The organism is Synechococcus sp. MIT2312 (assembly GCF_059772315.1).
The window spans coordinates 1,884,351-1,900,680 of the sequence record NZ_CM186281.1; the positions used below are offsets into that span (position 1 = coordinate 1,884,351).

Sequence of the window (16,330 nt, forward strand, 5' to 3'; positions counted from 1 at the left end):
CCCGACATCAGTCGGGCTTTTGTTTGTTCAGGTTCTGAATTGCTGTTGCAACTGTTGGAATGCCAATTGTTTGCGCGATTCACTACTGAGCGTTTGACTGAGCTCTTTCAGGCAACCTTGACTGATTGGTGTTGCGATGCAGCCGAGAGCTCTGAGCGCCGCGGCAGCGACATTATCCGATCCGGTTTTGCAGAGATCTGATAGGCGTTCGCTGATGGTTGCGCCATCGCGACGTTGCAACACCCGAACTGCGGCAATCACAACAGGATCACGAAAATCATTCAGCGGTTCAGTGCACAATGTGAGCAATTCGTTGTCGCTCAGGGTGTGAGACCGGAAACCCACTAACTGCAATCCCGCCAAGCGATGATGTTGACCGGGGTGATGCAAACACTCCTTCACCACATGATCTGGAACATCAGCACCCCAGCAAGACAAAGCCTCAAGGATGGAGAGGTTGATCTCGGTTGATTCGGCGGTGTTCTTCAGTTGATCCAGTAGCCAATCCCTCGCTTCCGGCTGGTGACACAGCCCGGTTGCCATTACAAGCTCGGGAAGTGCTCCATGCTCTTGAATCAATCGTTCAATGATTAGCCATCCTTGTCCAGCGAGCATTCCCAGTTTTTCGCAGAGCGCACGGCGTAGCTCAACTGAAAAGCTGGGAGAGTAAACCTCCCCCAGCCATTCGGGCTCCAATGGAGCTCGTCGTGATTTGGAAAGCCGTTCCCACAGAACAGCTTCATTCACTGGTAGAGACACAGAATGTCAGTCAGCGGGCGCCAAGCTCAGCGGCAAGTTCACGTTCCAGTTTGTCATCGTGCTCCCTGGGCAGCACGTTTTCAATGTTGGTGCGGTGGGTGCTGTAGAAGAGCATGCCGATGAAGACCATGCCGCCGATGATGTTGCCGATGGTGACGGGCAGGAAATTCCAGAAAATGCATTTCCAGAAGGGAACTCCAGATCCAAGAATCGGTCCGGCAGTGTGTAGAAACTGATTCACCACAATGTGCTCCATCCCCATTGATTGGAACGCTGTGATGGGTAGCCAGCAAGCCAGAATCTTTCCAGGCACACTTTTACTGACCAGGGCCATGGTCACACCCAGGCAAACCAGCCAGTTGGCGATCAAACCTCGAATAACGGCCAGAAAGAATCCCATCGACTGAAGATTCTCATATTTGACAACAACGTTGGTTTTGTTCAACGCGATGATTTTTGCTGCCACCTGCTGCCACATCCCGCCACCATCAGCAGCCGATGCAGGTTCAATTGTGCCTCCACTGGTCAGGCTGATCGCCATCAGAACTGCAACAACGGCAGTTCCGATCCAGTTGCCGAGCCATACCCATGCCCAGTTTCGGAACGTTGCTCCCCAGGTGCTTTTCCCCGCCCAGGTGGCCATCGGCAGAAGGGCAAAGTTACCTGTGACCAACTCCATGCCGAACAGCACAATGCTGGCGAAACCGAACGGGAAAAGCAGAGAACCCAGCCAGGGTTGGCCACTTTTGAGGCCAACGGTAAGCGCAAGGATCACGGCCAGACCGAGAATTGCACCGGAATAAAATCCCCTTACCAACAGGTTTTTGATGCTGACGGTGGATTTTTTGCCCCCGGCACCGATCATGCCGTCGACAAGTTCGTTGGGTAGGACGTAGTCCATCTGCGAAGCAGTGACACTCATGATTTCAATGTTGTTGATAGGGAATGAACTGATGTAAATGTTGTGAAGGATGCAATCCTTAGCCGCTGATTTTGTTCATCAGTCTTGAGAATGCATCTTGCTGATGTGCAGCCCGTGAAATCGGTGGTTTGTCTTGGCCAGTTTTTGAAAACCAGTTGACCAGTTTTGAGAGAAAATCACTGTTGCCCGACATAAGGAAAATGGAATGATTTGTTTTGGCTGAAATGGCTGTGATGGTCTCAAAAAGTCAGCACCAACACTGCGCAGTCATTGATGAGGTCAGATTTTTGATCGTTCACCCTTTGGCTTTGCGCCGAAGCGTTCGATCAGAACTTGCTTCAGAACCTCTTTGATGTTTTCCGCAGGAATCGCTTTCTGATGCAATTCACCCACTGTTGGATTGGGTCCCTGGGACCCTCCAAGAGTCATCGTGTAGCCATCATCTGTTTTGCCCTCACTGTTTTTGGCTTTGGCCCCTGTTAAGCCGATTGCACCCATGTAGGCCTGCCCGCAGCTGTTGGGGCAGCCTGTCCAGTGAATTTTCAGTTCTTCTGGCAGATCAAGCTCCTGATCGAGCTCTTTGGCAGCGGCCAAGGCTTGATCCTTGGTGTTGGTGAGTGCAAATCCGCAATAGGTGCTTCCTGTGCATGACACGGTGCCTGCCGAAATCGCACCAGGTTTGAGCGGAAATCGTTCAAGCAGGCGATCGTTTTCAAAAGCTTCGACCTGTGCCTGGGGCAGTCCAACAATGATCACGTTCTGATCTTCGGTTAGCCGCACTTCTCCACTTCCGTAGCTGATGCTCGCTGTGGCCAGATCATGAAGATCCTGCGCTGTCAGACGACCAACCGGAACGTGGAGACCAGCAAAGACCAGGCCCTCCTGTTTCTGCGGGTGAATCCCGTAGTGCGATCGGGGAGTGGTGTCAAAGACAGATCCGGGGTCGGGTGTTAGCGGACCGAACTGTTCTTCAACCTGCTTTCGGAAGTTGTCATGGCCGACTTCATCGAGATACATTCTGAATCGACCTTTCGGCCGCTTGTTGCGCTCTCCGTTATCCCTCCAGAGACAAATCACCGTATCGGTCATCCGACAAATTTCATCTGGCTTGACCCAGGCATTCAGCGGGATGGCATAGGCATTCATCTGTGATGAAAGAATGCCCCCAATCCACACACCGAAACCCATCACACCATTGTTTTCAACCGGGTGAAAGGCAATGTCGTTGTGAAGAAGGAAATTGTCTTTTGCTCCGGCAACTGCCGTATTCCATTTTCTGGGAAGATTGGAGTACTCAGGATTGCCCTTGCGATGATTTGTTAAAAAGTTCTCAAGTTCATCTGTGTAAGGCCTTGTATCGAGGATTTCCTTTGGATCAATTCCTGCGATTGGGTTTCCTGTCACATTGCGAGGATTATCAAAGCCTGATTGGATCGTACTCAGCTCAGCTTCTTCAAGGCGCCTCAGGATTTCCGGAAGGTCGTTAAGAAGCACTCCTCTCAGTTGCAGATTCTGTCTGGTGGTGATGTCACAACTGCCGTTCTCGCCGTAGCGCTCAACAATGGAGCCGACAACGCGCAACTGTTGGGCGGAGAGCACACCGTTAGGAACCCTTAGGCGCAGCATGAATTTACCGGGTGATTTAGGTCTCCAAAACATTCCATACCATTTCAGTCGCATTTGAAGGTCGGTTTGATCAACCTCTTCCCACCCCATTTCGGCAAATTTCTCAATTTCGTTGCCGACCAAAAGGCCATCTTTGGCCGACTTGTTCTGTTCGATCTTATTCAGCTTTTTGCCATCCAGATAAGGCCTCGAAGGTGAGCTAATCGTCATGATCTTGTTCGGCGAGGGGCGAATGATTGGTCATGAAATGTTGCTGATCAATCAAAGGGTCCAGGTGACCTGCGCTTTAAAATGAAAGGGAGCGCTTTCGCGTTAGTTAAGAGGCTTATCAGGGGGCTGTCGGTAGTGGATTGAACAGTTTTCCCAGCTGACTGTTTCATTCAAATGGGATGGATGGATTGGTGACTGTGGCTACATCTCATCCGCCCGTTGCAGCCCTAGAAGGCTGCCTTCCGCGGACTCAGTATTGACGTCCAACTTCGCCAATCATTCGGATCGCCCCGTAGCAAAGCATCCGCCAGACGCGTTTCATGGCCGCGAAATCCCGGTCGAGCTCGCTTTTGAACCGCTCATCACCGCGGCTGCCGCTGCGCCCGTTATCGGTATGCCGATGACGGAGACCCCTTTCCGAGCGATAGCTTTGAGGGGTGGAATTATGCCGGACCCGACCTTCAGAGACGGTGCGATCGATGGATCGTCGGCGCGACATTGCGGCAGGAGGAATGACAACCCATCGATGACAACAGTCAGTTCGACCTTTGATCCGTGGCCATTGCTACGGAAAAGCGATCTTCGTTGTCAGCGAGCGATCAGGTTGGTTGTGCATGGACGCTCAGGCGGCGTCGTTCCTGAACCCTTGATCGAGCTTCAGCAGGCGCTCCAGCAGCGCCGTCAGGCTCCTGTGCAGCTGGAAGTGCTGACTGCTGATACACCTCCGGCGTGTCCGGAACAGGCCAGTTGGTTGGTCCCTTTGTTGTTGTGGCCGGGATCGCATGCGCGTGCGGATGTGCCAGAGATCCGACATCGCATGCAGCGTGAAGGTGCGGACGTCGAGTTGCTTCCTTTCCTTGGGTCTTGGCAATGTTGGTGGGCTCTCGTGGCTGAGGCGCTTCAGCCATTTGCTGTTCAGGGCTCGGTTCTGGTTCATCACCCATTGAGTTCCGAGGAGGCCGATCGTTTTCTCCTGGAGTTGTCCGAGCGAATGGGGCTGCCGCTGCTGTCCTTCGATGATTGGTCTGACTATCAGAAGAGCAACCCCGAGGCTCACCCGTTGATGCTTGCGCTGGCCCCCAATCGCATGACGGAGGCACTGAGCGAGGCTGGAGGTCTTCCACCGCTTCTTGACCTAGCTCTGATTCGTCAGGGCCTGATCGACTTGCTTGCCGCTCTGCCGTGACGACTGCTGAACTCACCGGAACCGTCTATCTCGTCGGTGCAGGCCCTGGAGACCCGGACTTACTCACTGTGAGGGCCCATCGCCTGTTGGGTCGCTGTGACGCATTGGTTTACGACTCCCTTGTTCCTCGCGAGGTTCTTGATCTGGTGCCCAAGCACTGTGAGCGCCATTTCGTGGGCAAGCGGCGCGGGCATCACTCCGTTCCTCAGCCGAGTACGAATGCGGTGCTGGTGAAGTTGGCAGCTCGCCATCGCTGCATTGTGCGTCTCAAGGGAGGGGATCCCTTTCTGTTCGGACGCGGTGGCGAGGAAGCTGCGCATTTGGTGAAACACGGCGTTTCGGTCGAGGTGGTGCCTGGGGTGACCGCTGGAATCGCCGCGCCTGCCTATGCAGGGATTCCTGTGACCCATCGTCGCGCCGGTTCTTCCGTCACCTTTGTGACCGGTCATGAGGAGATCGACAAGCGCCGCCCCAGTGTGAATTGGCGCTCACTGGCAACAGCCAGTGATGGTCTGGTGATCTACATGGGTTTGCACAACCTGCCGACGATCGCTTCTGAGCTGGAGGCAGGTGGTCTCAGTGCCGAGACCCCAGTGGCTGTGATTCAGCAGGGGACTGTGGCCGGGCAGCGTTGTCTCAAGGCGACGCTCTCAGATGTGGCCGCTCTCACCCGCAGTGAAGGCTTTGCATCGCCCTCCGTGATTGTGGTTGGAGATGTGGTGAATGAGCAGGTGGAATCCTGTGCGCCACGGCCGGCCGATGTCACCATGCCGATCCCGTTCTGATCTTCAGGTTGATGTGTTGCTGGCCTGCAACTGCGTCAGTGCATTGGTAAACAGCAGTCTTCCATTGTTCTGTATTTGCTGCTCGAATTGGCCCCAGTTGTTGCGAATCTGACTGGGTCCATCTGGACCAAGGGCACTCACAATGAAGTTGAGGTCGGCTTCAATCCAGCTCTCCAGGTTTGGCCTGGAGACCTCAAGGTGACACTGAAGGCCAATGGCATGTTGGCCGATCCTGAAGACTTGCTCGGGGCAGTGCAGAGATGATCCAAGTAATGTGGCGTCTTTTGGTAGTCGTATTCGATCACCATGCCAATGCAACACCAGTGAACTGGTTCCAAGTCCTTGAAGCAGGGTTTCTTCGCTGGAATTCTTCAACCAGTGAATGGCACCGATGCCTACCTCCTTGAGAGGTTGAGGTGGTTCCCCCACCCGAAGCTTTACAACGGAACCTCCGGCTGCTTGAGCCAGCAGCTGAGCACCCAGGCAGATGCCCAGGATCGGCTTTCGGAGTTCATGCCATGTCGATAGCCATTCCAGTTCTTTCTCAAGCCAGGCCAGTTGTTTCACGTGGCGTTCGTTTACCCCCATCGGTCCCCCCATCACCAGAGCAATCGTGTCAGGACATATGTGGGGATCTGGAAGTTGTTCTCCCTGATCCGTGCGGATGGTTTGGACTTGCATCCCGCGTTCGATAGCGAGTCTTCGAATTAGGTCTGGCTTTTCATGATTGATGTGTTGAATCACCAGTAAGGTGACGTTCATGAGCTTTTGACTATCGGTGCATCGACATCAACATATTCAGTGGAATCTGCCTGCACAGAACCTCTGACGATTGTGTGAGCTCTGCCTGAGATCCAGCCGGTTCTCGAGCTGTAGGGCGGCGTGGACGAGGGTCAGTCAATTGGCGCCAGCGCCCCGTGGTGAGGGTTGCAAGACAACAACACGCTCCTTGCCTGAAAGCCTGTTCTGTCTCAGCCAAGCAGCAGCAGCTGCCACAGCTGCTGTGCTTCTGCAGAGGCATGCAGCTCGATTCCGTTGACCGCATTCAGGGATCGGCAGCCCAGGCTGTTGATCAGCAGTGCCTGGTCGCCGGCTTCCAGTGCCGGACCAATGCACGTTTCTGTGATGAGACCTTGTTGTAGTGCTTTGGCTCGCATCACACCTGGCAGGCAACCGCTGCTCAGCGGTGGGGTGATCCAGGCGCCTTGTCGTTTCACCAGCAGGTTGGCGCTGTCGCCGCAGCAGAGATCACCGCTTGTGTTGCGCAGCAGAGCCAGTTCCGACCCCTGTGCTTGCGCTTCTCGCCTGGCCTGAATCGCCTGGCCGTAGGCGAGGGTCTTGCATTGGCTGAGCACACTGTTGGCGTTGCGTTGTTCCTGAACACTGATCCAGGCCTGCGCGGGTTGAAAATCGGGCTGATGGGATTGAAGGGTGAGCCAGAAGCGGTGTTGAGTTGGATCCGGATCAGCTGTTGGTATGCCGATTCCACGGCCGGCATTGCTGCCCCGGCTCCAGTTGAGACGCATCGCCCCTGCTGTGTCTGTTGTGTTTAGGCCTGCGCGGCTGATGGCTTCACCAATCAGTTGCTCAAGCCAGGAGCGAGCGGGAGGCGCTGCCATCCCGAGCAGTGCTGCTCCGCGCTGCCACCGCTCGAGATGTTCAGTCAGCAGCTGGGCACATCCGTTCTGGATCAGCATCGTCTCGAATACTCCATCCGCAAGCTGCAGACCTCGATCCGATAGCGGTATGCCCAGTGCATCGGCATTGCCCCACTCGCCGTTATGCCAGCCGAGGACTGTTGCAGTCATGTCAGTGCCTCCAGCAAGGGCAGCAGCTTCCAGTCGAGTTCATCTGCTTCCCTTTCTGGATCGGAATCAGCAACAATTCCGCAACCTGCATGGAGCCGTAGTTGTGCGTCTTTACGCAGCAGGGTACGGATCAGGATGTTGCTGTCGAAGTGGCCGTTCCAGTCAAGGTGCAGCAGCGAGCCGCAATAGGGACCGCGACCTTGAGCTTCCAGTTCGTGCAGACGTTGACAGGCTCTCAGTTTGGGTGCCCCTGTGATTGAACCTCCTGGCCAGCTGGCTTCCAGCAGATCCACCCAGGTGGCGTTCGAACGCAGCTGGCCTGTGACAACGGAGGTGAGATGGTGCACGCGGGCGTAGCTCTCGAGCCGCACCAGGTCAGGGACTTGTACCGATCCAGGACGGCAGACACGACCGAGGTCGTTGCGCAGCAGGTCCACAATCATCACGTTTTCGGCGCGATCTTTGGCGCTGCACACCAGGTCCGCTGCCAGGTCGTCGTCGATGCATGGATCGGCATGGCGTGGTCTGGTTCCTTTGATCGGCCTTGTCTGGACTGCTCCGCTGGCCTCCACCTGCAGAAAGCGTTCGGGGGAGGTGGAGAGAACCGCTTCACCTGTTGCAGCCCCGCTGCCAACCAGCAGACCGCTGAAGGGAGCCGGGCATTGATCGCGCAACCGTCCGTATAACTCCAGATTGGTGACGTTGTCTCTGAGCGTGCTGCTTGCGCAGCTGGTGAGGTTGGCCTGGAACAGATCGCCGCTGGCAATCAGCTCACGGATTTTGCTCACACCGGCTTTGTAGGTGGAGCGGTCACTGTGCCGATGCCACTTGCATCCCAGCGTCTTCTCGCGCATTGAAGTGGTCTGGGTTGGTGTGAGGCGTTCCAGGGTCCTGGCCATGGCCGCGTGGCGCACGGGGTCGACGCCTTCCAGATGGATCTCTCTGGCTTTGAGATCAAATCGCAGCACAGGATCGTGGCGTGCGATCCAGAGGGTTGCCATCACATCGCGACGCCAGGGGTTGCCGGGCTCCGTCCAGGCGGCTGCGTCATAGCTGAGCCAGCCAGTCCAGTGGCCGCTCTTGAGTTGCCGCAGTGTTGCAAAGGGATTGGACGCTCCTGGGTCACCCGGCAGTCCTCTGCAGCAGTACTGCTCCAGAGGATCAACCGCCAGGGTGATGTGCCGTCCAAGTTCGCTGCCATCTCCATCAAGCCAGATCAGGCCGTTCTCACCATGAAGCTGAGCCAGGTTGTCAGCGACCAATGCCGGCTCGAGCCAGGGCAGACGCCTGCGCAGCAGAGTCATCGGCCGTCGCTGCTGCACAGATCGGGGCGACCGGCATCGCGCAGAGCTGCATCACGAATGCGACAGCTGTCGCAGACGCTGCAGGGTCTGCGACCTCCGCTGTAGCAGCTCCAGGTGGACTCAATCGGCACCCCCAGGCGAAGGGCTTCCTCCACGATTCGTTGCTTGCTCCATTTCACCAGTGGTGCCCAGAGCCGGGGGCCATGTCCTTCCCGGCCCACTTTGCTGCTGAGATTTGCAAGGGTCTGGAAAGCCTCCAGATAGTCGGGCCGGCAATCGGGATACCCCGAGTAGTCCACGGCATTGACTCCAAGAACGACGCGGTCTGCGTTGCGAGCCTCAGCCAGGCTGAGGCCGATGCTGATAAACACCGTGTTCCTTCCAGGCACATAGGTGTTGGGGATGACTCCTTCCTGCACTCCTTGGGTCGGTAATGCCTGCTGCTGATCCGTCAGCGACGATCCCCCCCAGCTGGCCAGGTTCACGCTGATGGTGTGGTGCTCGGCCAGGTTCAGAGTTTTGGCGATGGCATCGGCCGCCTGCAGTTCACGTCGATGGCGCTGGCCGTAATCGAATGAGAGCCCGATCACTCGCCCGCCCGCTTCCATCGCCAGAGCTGCCGCTGTGGCGGAATCGAGTCCGCCTGACAAAAGGGCAATCGCGGTGAAATCGGTCATGCTGAGCATTCTGTTGCCCTTGGGGTGATGACGATGCCTCCGCATCAGTTGTTGAAGCCGATCGCCTGCTTCGGAGCTGCTCTGTCGCTTGCCGCTTTGGCTGCGCAGAGAGGTCTGGCGATTCCTCGCCTGAATCTGACCGGTTATCCAGAGCCTGCCCCTGGCCTCCAGCGTTGGGTGATTCAGGCCTCGGGGCTGCTTCCCAAGAGCGCAGATCCACTCATCTCTGCACATCCACTCGACTGGCGGATTCAGTTGATCGTGGGTCAGGTGGTCACCCTCGATTGCAACACCAAGCGCCTTTCAGGCTCTGGGATGACCATGCGCATGCTGCCCAAGGCATCCGGTAAGGCCCTGTTCGAAGTGAAGGAACCTGTTGCTGTGATCAGCACCAAGATGGCCTGCTCCGATGATCAGCCCACCCGAACGTCTTTCCTCTCGCTGGGCAAGCAGCCCTACCTGGTTCCGTACAACGCCTCCTGGCCGATCGTTGTGGACCTGCCGGAGAACGTTCAACTGCGTTGGCGGGTCTGGAAAGCTGAGACTCGTCAGCAGAACGGCATAAAGCTCTGATTGGTTTTGACGTTTCAGCATTTGGAGAGCTGATCGCTCAGCTCAGTCCATTGATCTCCATCAGAGACAGAAATACATGGAGATCGTTGAAGTCGCGATCGCCAAGATGGAGTTGATCTTCAAATCCGAAGTCCAGATCTCCCTGACTCCGGAAGTGATTGAGTCCGTCAGGATTGGCAGCGGAGAAGCTGGTGAAAATCTCACCCATCGATGTTTTGATGATTGGGGTGAGCAATGCCCTTTGATCGATGGCTGTCAGGTTGAAGCTGAAATTTGCCAGGCGTGCCACATCATCTGAGACACGATCGCCAAGATCACCATTGGATGGATCGCCGTCTGAGGCTTCAAAACGATCAGAAAGTTTGGTTGCGACCTGAAGATACTGTGCATCTCCAGGCTTCAGGTATACGCCACTGATCGGATCCTGAATGGTGCCCTGTTCATCGAGGATCTGATAGAAGCCTAGATCGTTCTTGTAAGACGATGTTTCATCGTAGTAACAAAAGAATTCAGCACTTACTTGGTTCTCTTTCAAATGATCGTCAAATTCAAAAATGATCGAACCTGAGCCAGCTCTGGTTTCATCGCTGATGTCAATTCGTTCATCAATGTTGCCGGCGAGCGTGCTCCGAAAGATGCTTTGTATGTCGCCGCAGCGCATTTCTACTGGTGTTGAATTGATCTGTTGTGAAACCTGCCATGAATCGCTGCTTTTCTCTTTTGGCAAGATCACGGATTGCTCATAGATGATCGTGAAGTAATCTTTGTCCTCAGGTTGAAAGATCTCAACTTTTTTGAGATTAGCTTCTGAATCATCTGCGGCCTGGATTGTTTTGTTCCATTGGTCGAATTTGGCTTCTTGCTTCTGGTTTGGTTGATATTCGATTTCTTGAGGGTCATAAGCACTGGCAGGGTCTAAGGGGTCAATCATCAGAAGAAACGCTTCCCCACGATCCAATCTTGCATTGCCATTGGCATCATTGATTTCTATGCCAGTGGCTGTCATCTGATGCCCGCCGCCTGCTGCTTCTCCGTTCTCGTCGATGTAGTCTCCACCGATAAGCACGATACCTTTCGAGAAATATTTCAGCAAACTATCGATTAAGGAAAATTGTTTTTCGGTTGAATAGTCATCGATTTCGAATTGATAGTCAGAATTGCCAAGTCCTCGATTGCTTAAGTAATTGGGGAACGTATTTTTGTAATCCCTATGATTCGAGCCGCCTTTGACCCAGCTCACTAATTTCCCTAGTTCCAGTATCGTATTGTAGAGTTCTCCAGATGCGATTAAGTCAGGATTATTGTAGTAGCCAGCTAAAGCTTTTATCCCGTTGGTGATCGATACCGGAACACATGCTGCAGCGTTGTACCAGTTCAGCTGTGGCTGTAGACCATACAGATCAAGTTCAATCAGGGGTTTAGTGTTGTGCCTACTGAACGTTTGATTTGTATGCGCACTCTCTTGGAGTGTGATGCCTCCCAGGCCCATACTTTTGAAGAGTCTTTTCACAAACTATCAAGATTTCCTGGCGACCAATCGTTGCTGTAATTAATTATTGTTAACAGTTGTCGATGAATTAATAATGGTTTGGACTGCTTTAAGTGCGCAGTTGTAGTGAATTCGGCGAACTTGGAAGTCTATCGCTAGCTGTTGTCATTCTGGCCACTGAACATCAGATCAGGTTTGGTGCGAATTTGTGCTGATGCAGATCGCTGGCGGCAAGACTGATTCAAGTCACTGCCTGCTTGTTGGTCACCCAAAATTTTCTGAGAATTTTCCTTTTGCAGGTCGGCCTCAATGTTCAAGCAGCGGGCCAAGGTCCAGGGCAAAGGCCTGGCGTCCTTCCAGTCGTCTGAGCTCCACGTGCAGATGGTCGGTGCTGGCGGAGCCGCTCCGGCCCACCCGACCGATGGGTTCACCGGCGCGCACCAAGTGACCGGCTTCAACGTCAGTGCTCTCCAGGTGTGCATAAACGGTTTGCCAGCCGCGGCCATGGTCGAGCAGCACCGTGAGTCCATAGCCGTTGATCGCTTGCACCAGCTGCACCCTTCCTGAAAGCATGGCCAGCACGGGTGTTGTGGCAGGTGCGATCAGGTCATGGCCCACATGCATGCGCCAGCGTTGGCGATGCTCTGAGTAGCGCCAGCCATAGGGCTGAACCTCCTGGGCAGGTTGAGGCAACGGATACACCAGACGCAGAGTTTCGCCTTTTCGGAACGGGCGGTGCGAATCGGGTAGCCGTCGTGGGCGGGATTGACTCAGCAAGGCCAGATTGGCAACACCGGTGCGTTCAGGGACCTTGTCGGGAGGGAGAGGTCGTGCACAGATGCTCTGTGTCAGACCGATGAAGGCCCATGCGATCCCAGTCGCCGTGGGCGCGATCAGCAGATTGTTGCGCCGCATGGCAAACGGATCTGATTCCGCTGTTGTATCGATTCAGCGCACGCCGAGCCACTTGTGGTTCTGCAGGCTCAGCCGCCAGCGTCCGTCCCGCTGTGCTTTGTTCACCGCCAGCTTCTGGCCTTCCTGACTTTCCCAACCCGGTTGCACGAGCCAGTGAGCCTGAGGAGCTTGAGCGGCCACCACATCGGCGAACAGCAGATCTTCAGCTTCATGAACCACCACCTTCAGTTCATGGCAGCAGCTGAGCAAATCCTGCCTTGGTGGTTTGTGCCGTTTTGGCGAGAGCGTGATCCAGTCGGGGCTGCCGCTGAGAGGATCCACGCCGCTGGTTTCGAGGTGAATGGGCAGTGAACAACTGCTGCGGATGGCGCTTGTGAGTGGTTCGAGCGGATGATGCAACGGTTCCCCGCCTGTGACGACCACGAACGCTGCTCCCGCCTCGGCGGCCTGCAAGGCATCCTGCGCCAGGTCGGCGACGCTTCGTTGCGGGTGCACGTGCGCAGACCAGGAATGCTTGGTGTCACACCAGCTGCAGCCCACCTTGCAGCCACCGAGGCGGATGAAAAAAGCGCTGCGACCTGCGTGTAGACCTTCCCCCTGCAGGGAGTGGAAGGTTTCCACCAACGGCAGGCTGTTCATGGTCTCGGCAATCCTCAAGGGTTGAGGCTGGCTTCAGGGAAGTCGCGGCCGCCGATGGCAGAACCCTGTTGACGCAGAGCTTCACTTGGACTCGAGGGCAGGCGCAGCTGTGCTGCCTCGATCAAACCGCGGAACAGGGGGTGTGGCCTGCCGGGGCGTGACAGGAATTCCGGGTGGTACTGGCAGGCCGTGAAGAAGGGGTGACCCGGCAGCTCGATCAGCTCCACCAGGCGGCCATCCGGTGAGCTGCCACTGATGCGATAACCCGACTCGAGAAAGAGGCTGCGGTAGGCGTTGTTGAACTCATACCGGTGCCGGTGGCGTTCGTAGACCACCTGATCGCCGTAGAGGCGTGCAGCCATCGAGCCCTCGGCGATTCTGCAGGGGTAAACGCCAAGGCGCATGGTGCCTCCCAGATCGACGACGTCCTGCTGCTCTGGAAGAAGATGAATCACTGCATGCTGAGTTTCTGGATCGAGCTCAGCACTGGATGCATCGGCGAGACCGGCCTGATTGCGAGCCCATTCGATCACTGCTGTTTGCATGCCGAGGCAAAGACCCAGGAAGGGCACCCGCTGTTCCCTTGCCCAGCGAATGGCGGCCACCTTGCCGTCAACACCCCGGTTGCCGAAGCCACCTGGCACCACGACGGCGTCCATTCCTTTCAGAAGGCTTTCGGCCCCTTCGTTCTCGATTTGCTCAGCGCAGACCCAGTGCAAATCCAGTGAGGCATTCTGCGCCAGACAGGCGTGGCGAAGGGCTTCGACAACCGAGAGGTAGGCGTCGTTGAGTTGCACGTACTTGCCCACGAGCGCCACCTTGACGGTCGGTCCTGGGTTGCGCATTTGATGCACGAGTTGAGCCCAGCCCGCCATGTCGCTGTCATGGTCCTCCAGTTGCAGAACATCGAGGACTTCGCGGCAGAGGCCTTCCTCCTCAAGGGTCAACGGCACGGCATAGATGCTGTCCGCATCGAGAGAAGGTATGACAGCTCGTTCAGGCACCCCGCAGAAGCCGCCGATCTTGCGTTTGAGTTCGGGATTGATGTCTCGGTCGCTTCGGCAGACCAGCACATCGGGTTGGATGCCGATGGATCGCAGCTCCTTCACTGAATGCTGGGTGGGTTTGGTTTTCAGCTCTCCGGAGGTGCCGATGAAGGGCAGCAGGGTTACGTGGATGTAGGCCAGGTCATGGCGACCTACATCGCCGCGGAATTCACGGATGGCTTCCAGAAAGGGCAGCGACTCGATGTCACCGACCGTGCCGCCGATTTCTGTGATCACCACATCGGCGCCACTGTTGGCTGCCACGCGATGGATCCGTTCGCGGATCTCACCGGTGATGTGGGGAATCACCTGCACCGTGCCGCCGTTGTAATCACCGCGGCGCTCCTTATTGATCACCGACTGGTAGATCGAACCGGTGGTCACGCTGTTGAGGCGAGACATCGCCGTATCCGTGAAGCGTTCGTAGTGACCCAGGTCGAGGTCGGTCTCAGCCCCGTCTTCAGTGACGAAGACTTCACCATGCTGAAACGGACTCATCGTGCCTGGGTCCACATTCAGGTATGGATCCAGTTTCAGGATCGAAACGCTGTAGCCACGTGATTTCAGCAGGCGCCCCAGGCTGGCGGCCACGATTCCCTTGCCGATGCTGGAGACGACACCACCGGTGACGAAGACGAACTTGGCCATGAACCCCTGGTCGATTCTTCAATGTACCGATTGCACCAAGGGGTCGAGGTTTCGCTGATGGTCAGCCCTCCAGCAGGCTCCTGAGCATCCAGGCTGTTTTTTCATGAATCTGCAGGCGTTGGGTCAGCAGGTCAGCGGTGGGTTCATCGCTCGCGGCCTCCGCCAGAGGAAAAATGCTGCGAGCGGTTCTGGCCACGGCTTCATGGCCAGTCACCAGTTCCCGCACCATGTCGAGGGCAGCAGGCTGCTCGGTGACTTCCTTGATGGAGGCCAGTCCTGCAAGGGTCGCGCCGCCATAGGGCGCCACCACGCCGAGAGCCCTGATTCGTTCGGCGATCTCGTCCAGGGAGTTCCACAGCTCGGTGTACTGGTCCATGAACATCAGATGCAGGGCGTTGAACATCGGACCGGTCACATTCCAGTGGAAACCATGCGTTTTTCCGTACAGCACGTAGGTATCAGCCAGCAAGCGACTCAGGCCAGCAGCGATTTCCTCACGCTGTTCCTGAGGGATACCGATGTTGATCTGGGGCGCACTGGCCATGGAGGTGGATGGGATAACAGTTTTTGGAGTCAGGAGTCCAGGCCCAGGATGTAGTCCTTCACCTTGGATCGCCGCTGCGGTTGGCGCAGCTTGAGGAGGGCTCTCGTCTCGATCTGGCGAACCCTTTCCCGCGACAGCGCCATCGCTTCACCGATTTCCGCCAGGGTGCGCGGGTGATCATCCTCAAGTCCGAAACGGCTGCGGATCACTTCCGCTTCCCTTGGTGTGAGCTCATCCAGCAAGTGCTCCAGGTCGTCATGCAGGGAGTCGCGGGTGAGGGTCTGCTCAGGCGTGGCACTGCCGTCTTCCAGCAGGTCTCCCAGCTGGGTGTCCTGGTCCTTGCCCACCCGGGTCTCCAGGGAGACGGAACGAGGAACCCGCATCAGCGTCATGCGCACGGTTTCTTCGCTCAGCCCCAGTTCCCTGGCCAGATCACTCACCGATGCCAGCCGTCCCTTCTCGGTGGCGATCTCCTGCTGGACGCGTTTGATGCGGTTCAGTTTTTCCGTGACGTGCACCGGTAGCCGGATGGTTCGGCTCTGGGTGGCGATGGCCCGGGTGATTCCCTGTCGGATCCACCAGTAGGCATAGGTGCTGAAGCGGAAGCCGCGGGTGGGGTCAAACTTCTCAACCGCCCGCTCAAGGCCCAGCGTGCCTTCCTGAACCAGATCCAGCAGCTCCATGCCGCGTTGCTGATACTTCTTGGCCACCGCCACGACAAGGCGCAGGTTGGCCTGGATCATGCGGTCGCGGGCTCTGCGGCCTTCACGAAGTCTTCGCTGAAGTTCCTTGGCCTCAAGGCCCACCTCGTCTGCCCAGAGGTTGTATCCCTCATTCAGCTGACGATTAAGTTCCTCGAGGGGCAATTCAGCCGCCCGCGCCCATTCCTGACGTGTGGGCCAATGGCTCACCTGATTGGCTTCGCGCAGCTGCAGTTCCTCCAGATCCAGCAGGATCCGAATTGCGGCATGGCGATTGCTGAGGTCCCGCTCCTGCACCAGCAGTTTCTCTCGTGCCTGGACCAGACGCGAGAGAGTGACTTCTTCCTCGCTCGTGAGCAGGTCGACTCGACCGATGTCCTGCAGGTACAGGCGCAGCAGGTCGTTTCCACCGCTCCAGCGGATCGGGGCATGCCCCGTCGATCGCGCGTGTTTGGCCAAGAAACCCTGGATGGCTCACTGTCCTTCCAGGGTTGATGC

17 protein-coding genes are annotated in these 16,330 nt (G+C 56.4%); 3 read left to right on the forward strand and 14 right to left on the reverse strand.

The annotated features are described in order from the left end of the window. Positions 1–27: 27 nt before the first annotated feature. The 4 genes from AC6EI9_RS10525 to AC6EI9_RS10540 all read right to left on the reverse strand — a co-directional run bounded on the left by AC6EI9_RS10525 (position 28) and on the right by AC6EI9_RS10540 (position 4,016). Entirely contained in the window at positions 28–747 is a 720-nt protein-coding gene (locus AC6EI9_RS10525) for a HEAT repeat domain-containing protein (protein ID WP_498467717.1), read from the reverse strand. A gap of 22 nt (positions 748–769) precedes the next feature. Beyond that, positions 770–1,660: a formate/nitrite transporter family protein gene (locus tag AC6EI9_RS10530; protein WP_498470031.1), complete on the reverse strand. Its 891-nt coding sequence runs from the start codon at positions 1,658–1,660 to the stop codon at positions 770–772. Between the two features lie 300 nt (positions 1,661–1,960). After that, positions 1,961–3,517, reverse strand: coding sequence for a ferredoxin--nitrite reductase (locus AC6EI9_RS10535; protein ID WP_498467718.1), 1,557 nt, complete (start codon positions 3,515–3,517; stop codon positions 1,961–1,963). Positions 3,518–3,767: 250 nt separating this feature from the next. After that, complete coding sequence (locus tag AC6EI9_RS10540) at positions 3,768–4,016, reverse strand: hypothetical protein (protein WP_498467719.1); 249 nt, start codon at positions 4,014–4,016, stop codon at positions 3,768–3,770. Between the two features lie 111 nt (positions 4,017–4,127). Here AC6EI9_RS10540 and AC6EI9_RS10545 point away from each other — a divergent pair, with 111 nt between their 5' ends. Both AC6EI9_RS10545 and cobA read left to right on the forward strand, forming a co-directional pair. After that, positions 4,128–4,703: a DNA mismatch repair protein MutS gene (locus AC6EI9_RS10545; protein WP_498467720.1), complete on the forward strand. Its 576-nt coding sequence runs from the start codon at positions 4,128–4,130 to the stop codon at positions 4,701–4,703. Further along, entirely contained in the window at positions 4,700–5,488 is a 789-nt protein-coding gene (gene cobA, locus AC6EI9_RS10550) for a uroporphyrinogen-III C-methyltransferase (RefSeq protein WP_498467721.1), read from the forward strand. Before AC6EI9_RS10545 ends, cobA begins: the two co-directional genes overlap by 4 nt. Before the next feature lie 3 nt (positions 5,489–5,491). On the opposite strand, the gene AC6EI9_RS10555 is transcribed toward cobA, so the two are convergent. From AC6EI9_RS10555 to queC, 4 genes are all read right to left on the reverse strand, one after another. Continuing rightward, entirely contained in the window at positions 5,492–6,169 is a 678-nt protein-coding gene (locus tag AC6EI9_RS10555; RefSeq protein WP_498467722.1) for a type 1 glutamine amidotransferase, read from the reverse strand. A gap of 290 nt (positions 6,170–6,459) precedes the next feature. Next, complete coding sequence (locus AC6EI9_RS10560) at positions 6,460–7,296, reverse strand: aminotransferase class IV (RefSeq protein WP_498467723.1); 837 nt, start codon at positions 7,294–7,296, stop codon at positions 6,460–6,462. After that, positions 7,293–8,600 (reverse strand): anthranilate synthase component I family protein, encoded by a 1,308-nt coding sequence (locus AC6EI9_RS10565; RefSeq protein WP_498467724.1) that lies wholly within the window; start codon positions 8,598–8,600, stop codon positions 7,293–7,295. Before AC6EI9_RS10565 ends, AC6EI9_RS10560 begins: the two co-directional genes overlap by 4 nt. Further along, positions 8,597–9,277 carry a 7-cyano-7-deazaguanine synthase QueC gene (gene queC, locus AC6EI9_RS10570; RefSeq protein WP_498467725.1) on the reverse strand — a complete coding sequence of 227 codons (681 nt, stop codon included), beginning with the start codon at positions 9,275–9,277 and terminating at the stop codon, positions 8,597–8,599. The genes AC6EI9_RS10565 and queC overlap by 4 nt, the downstream gene beginning before the upstream one ends. 27 nt (positions 9,278–9,304) lie before the next feature. Here queC and AC6EI9_RS10575 point away from each other — a divergent pair, with 27 nt between their 5' ends. Then, positions 9,305–9,850 carry an ecotin family protein gene (locus tag AC6EI9_RS10575; protein ID WP_498467726.1) on the forward strand — a complete coding sequence of 182 codons (546 nt, stop codon included), beginning with the start codon at positions 9,305–9,307 and terminating at the stop codon, positions 9,848–9,850. Positions 9,851–9,887: 37 nt separating this feature from the next. Here the strand turns inward: AC6EI9_RS10575 and AC6EI9_RS10580 are convergent, their stop codons facing one another. From AC6EI9_RS10580 to AC6EI9_RS10605, 6 genes are all read right to left on the reverse strand, one after another. After that, a complete protein-coding gene (locus AC6EI9_RS10580; protein WP_498467727.1) occupies positions 9,888–11,339 on the reverse strand; it encodes a DUF4114 domain-containing protein in 1,452 nt (483 codons plus the stop codon). Positions 11,340–11,645: 306 nt separating this feature from the next. Then, positions 11,646–12,254, reverse strand: a complete 609-nt coding sequence (locus AC6EI9_RS10585; RefSeq protein WP_498467728.1) for a M23 family metallopeptidase — start codon at positions 12,252–12,254, stop codon at positions 11,646–11,648. Between the two features lie 33 nt (positions 12,255–12,287). After that, on the reverse strand, positions 12,288–12,893 hold the full coding sequence (locus AC6EI9_RS10590) for a 7-carboxy-7-deazaguanine synthase QueE (RefSeq protein WP_498467729.1): 606 nt from the start codon (positions 12,891–12,893) through the stop codon (positions 12,288–12,290). Between the two features lie 14 nt (positions 12,894–12,907). Continuing rightward, on the reverse strand, positions 12,908–14,587 hold the full coding sequence (pyrG, locus tag AC6EI9_RS10595) for a CTP synthase (protein WP_498467730.1): 1,680 nt from the start codon (positions 14,585–14,587) through the stop codon (positions 12,908–12,910). A gap of 61 nt (positions 14,588–14,648) precedes the next feature. Continuing rightward, complete coding sequence (locus AC6EI9_RS10600; protein ID WP_498467731.1) at positions 14,649–15,131, reverse strand: Dps family protein; 483 nt, start codon at positions 15,129–15,131, stop codon at positions 14,649–14,651. A gap of 29 nt (positions 15,132–15,160) precedes the next feature. Further along, positions 15,161–16,291: an RNA polymerase sigma factor, RpoD/SigA family gene (locus AC6EI9_RS10605; protein WP_498467732.1), complete on the reverse strand. Its 1,131-nt coding sequence runs from the start codon at positions 16,289–16,291 to the stop codon at positions 15,161–15,163. Positions 16,292–16,330 lie beyond the last annotated feature (39 nt).

Coding starts and splice junctions, on each gene's coding strand:
- AC6EI9_RS10530 (WP_498470031.1), bottom strand. CDS start 1,660: ATGGACTACGTCCTACCCAACGAACTTGTCGACGGCATGATCGGTGCC.
- AC6EI9_RS10535 (WP_498467718.1), bottom strand. CDS start 3,517: ATGACGATTAGCTCACCTTCGAGGCCTTATCTGGATGGCAAAAAGCTG.
- AC6EI9_RS10540 (WP_498467719.1), bottom strand. CDS start 4,016: ATGTCGCGCCGACGATCCATCGATCGCACCGTCTCTGAAGGTCGGGTC.
- AC6EI9_RS10555 (WP_498467722.1), bottom strand. CDS start 6,169: ATGCAAGTCCAAACCATCCGCACGGATCAGGGAGAACAACTTCCAGAT.
- AC6EI9_RS10560 (WP_498467723.1), bottom strand. CDS start 7,296: ATGACTGCAACAGTCCTCGGCTGGCATAACGGCGAGTGGGGCAATGCC.
- AC6EI9_RS10565 (WP_498467724.1), bottom strand. CDS start 8,600: ATGACTCTGCTGCGCAGGCGTCTGCCCTGGCTCGAGCCGGCATTGGTC.
- queC (WP_498467725.1), bottom strand. CDS start 9,277: ATGACCGATTTCACCGCGATTGCCCTTTTGTCAGGCGGACTCGATTCC.
- AC6EI9_RS10575 (WP_498467726.1), top strand. CDS start 9,305: ATGACGATGCCTCCGCATCAGTTGTTGAAGCCGATCGCCTGCTTCGGA.
- AC6EI9_RS10580 (WP_498467727.1), bottom strand. CDS start 11,339: ATGGGCCTGGGAGGCATCACACTCCAAGAGAGTGCGCATACAAATCAA.
- AC6EI9_RS10585 (WP_498467728.1), bottom strand. CDS start 12,254: ATGCGGCGCAACAATCTGCTGATCGCGCCCACGGCGACTGGGATCGCA.
- AC6EI9_RS10590 (WP_498467729.1), bottom strand. CDS start 12,893: ATGAACAGCCTGCCGTTGGTGGAAACCTTCCACTCCCTGCAGGGGGAA.
- pyrG (WP_498467730.1), bottom strand. CDS start 14,587: ATGGCCAAGTTCGTCTTCGTCACCGGTGGTGTCGTCTCCAGCATCGGC.
- AC6EI9_RS10600 (WP_498467731.1), bottom strand. CDS start 15,131: ATGGCCAGTGCGCCCCAGATCAACATCGGTATCCCTCAGGAACAGCGT.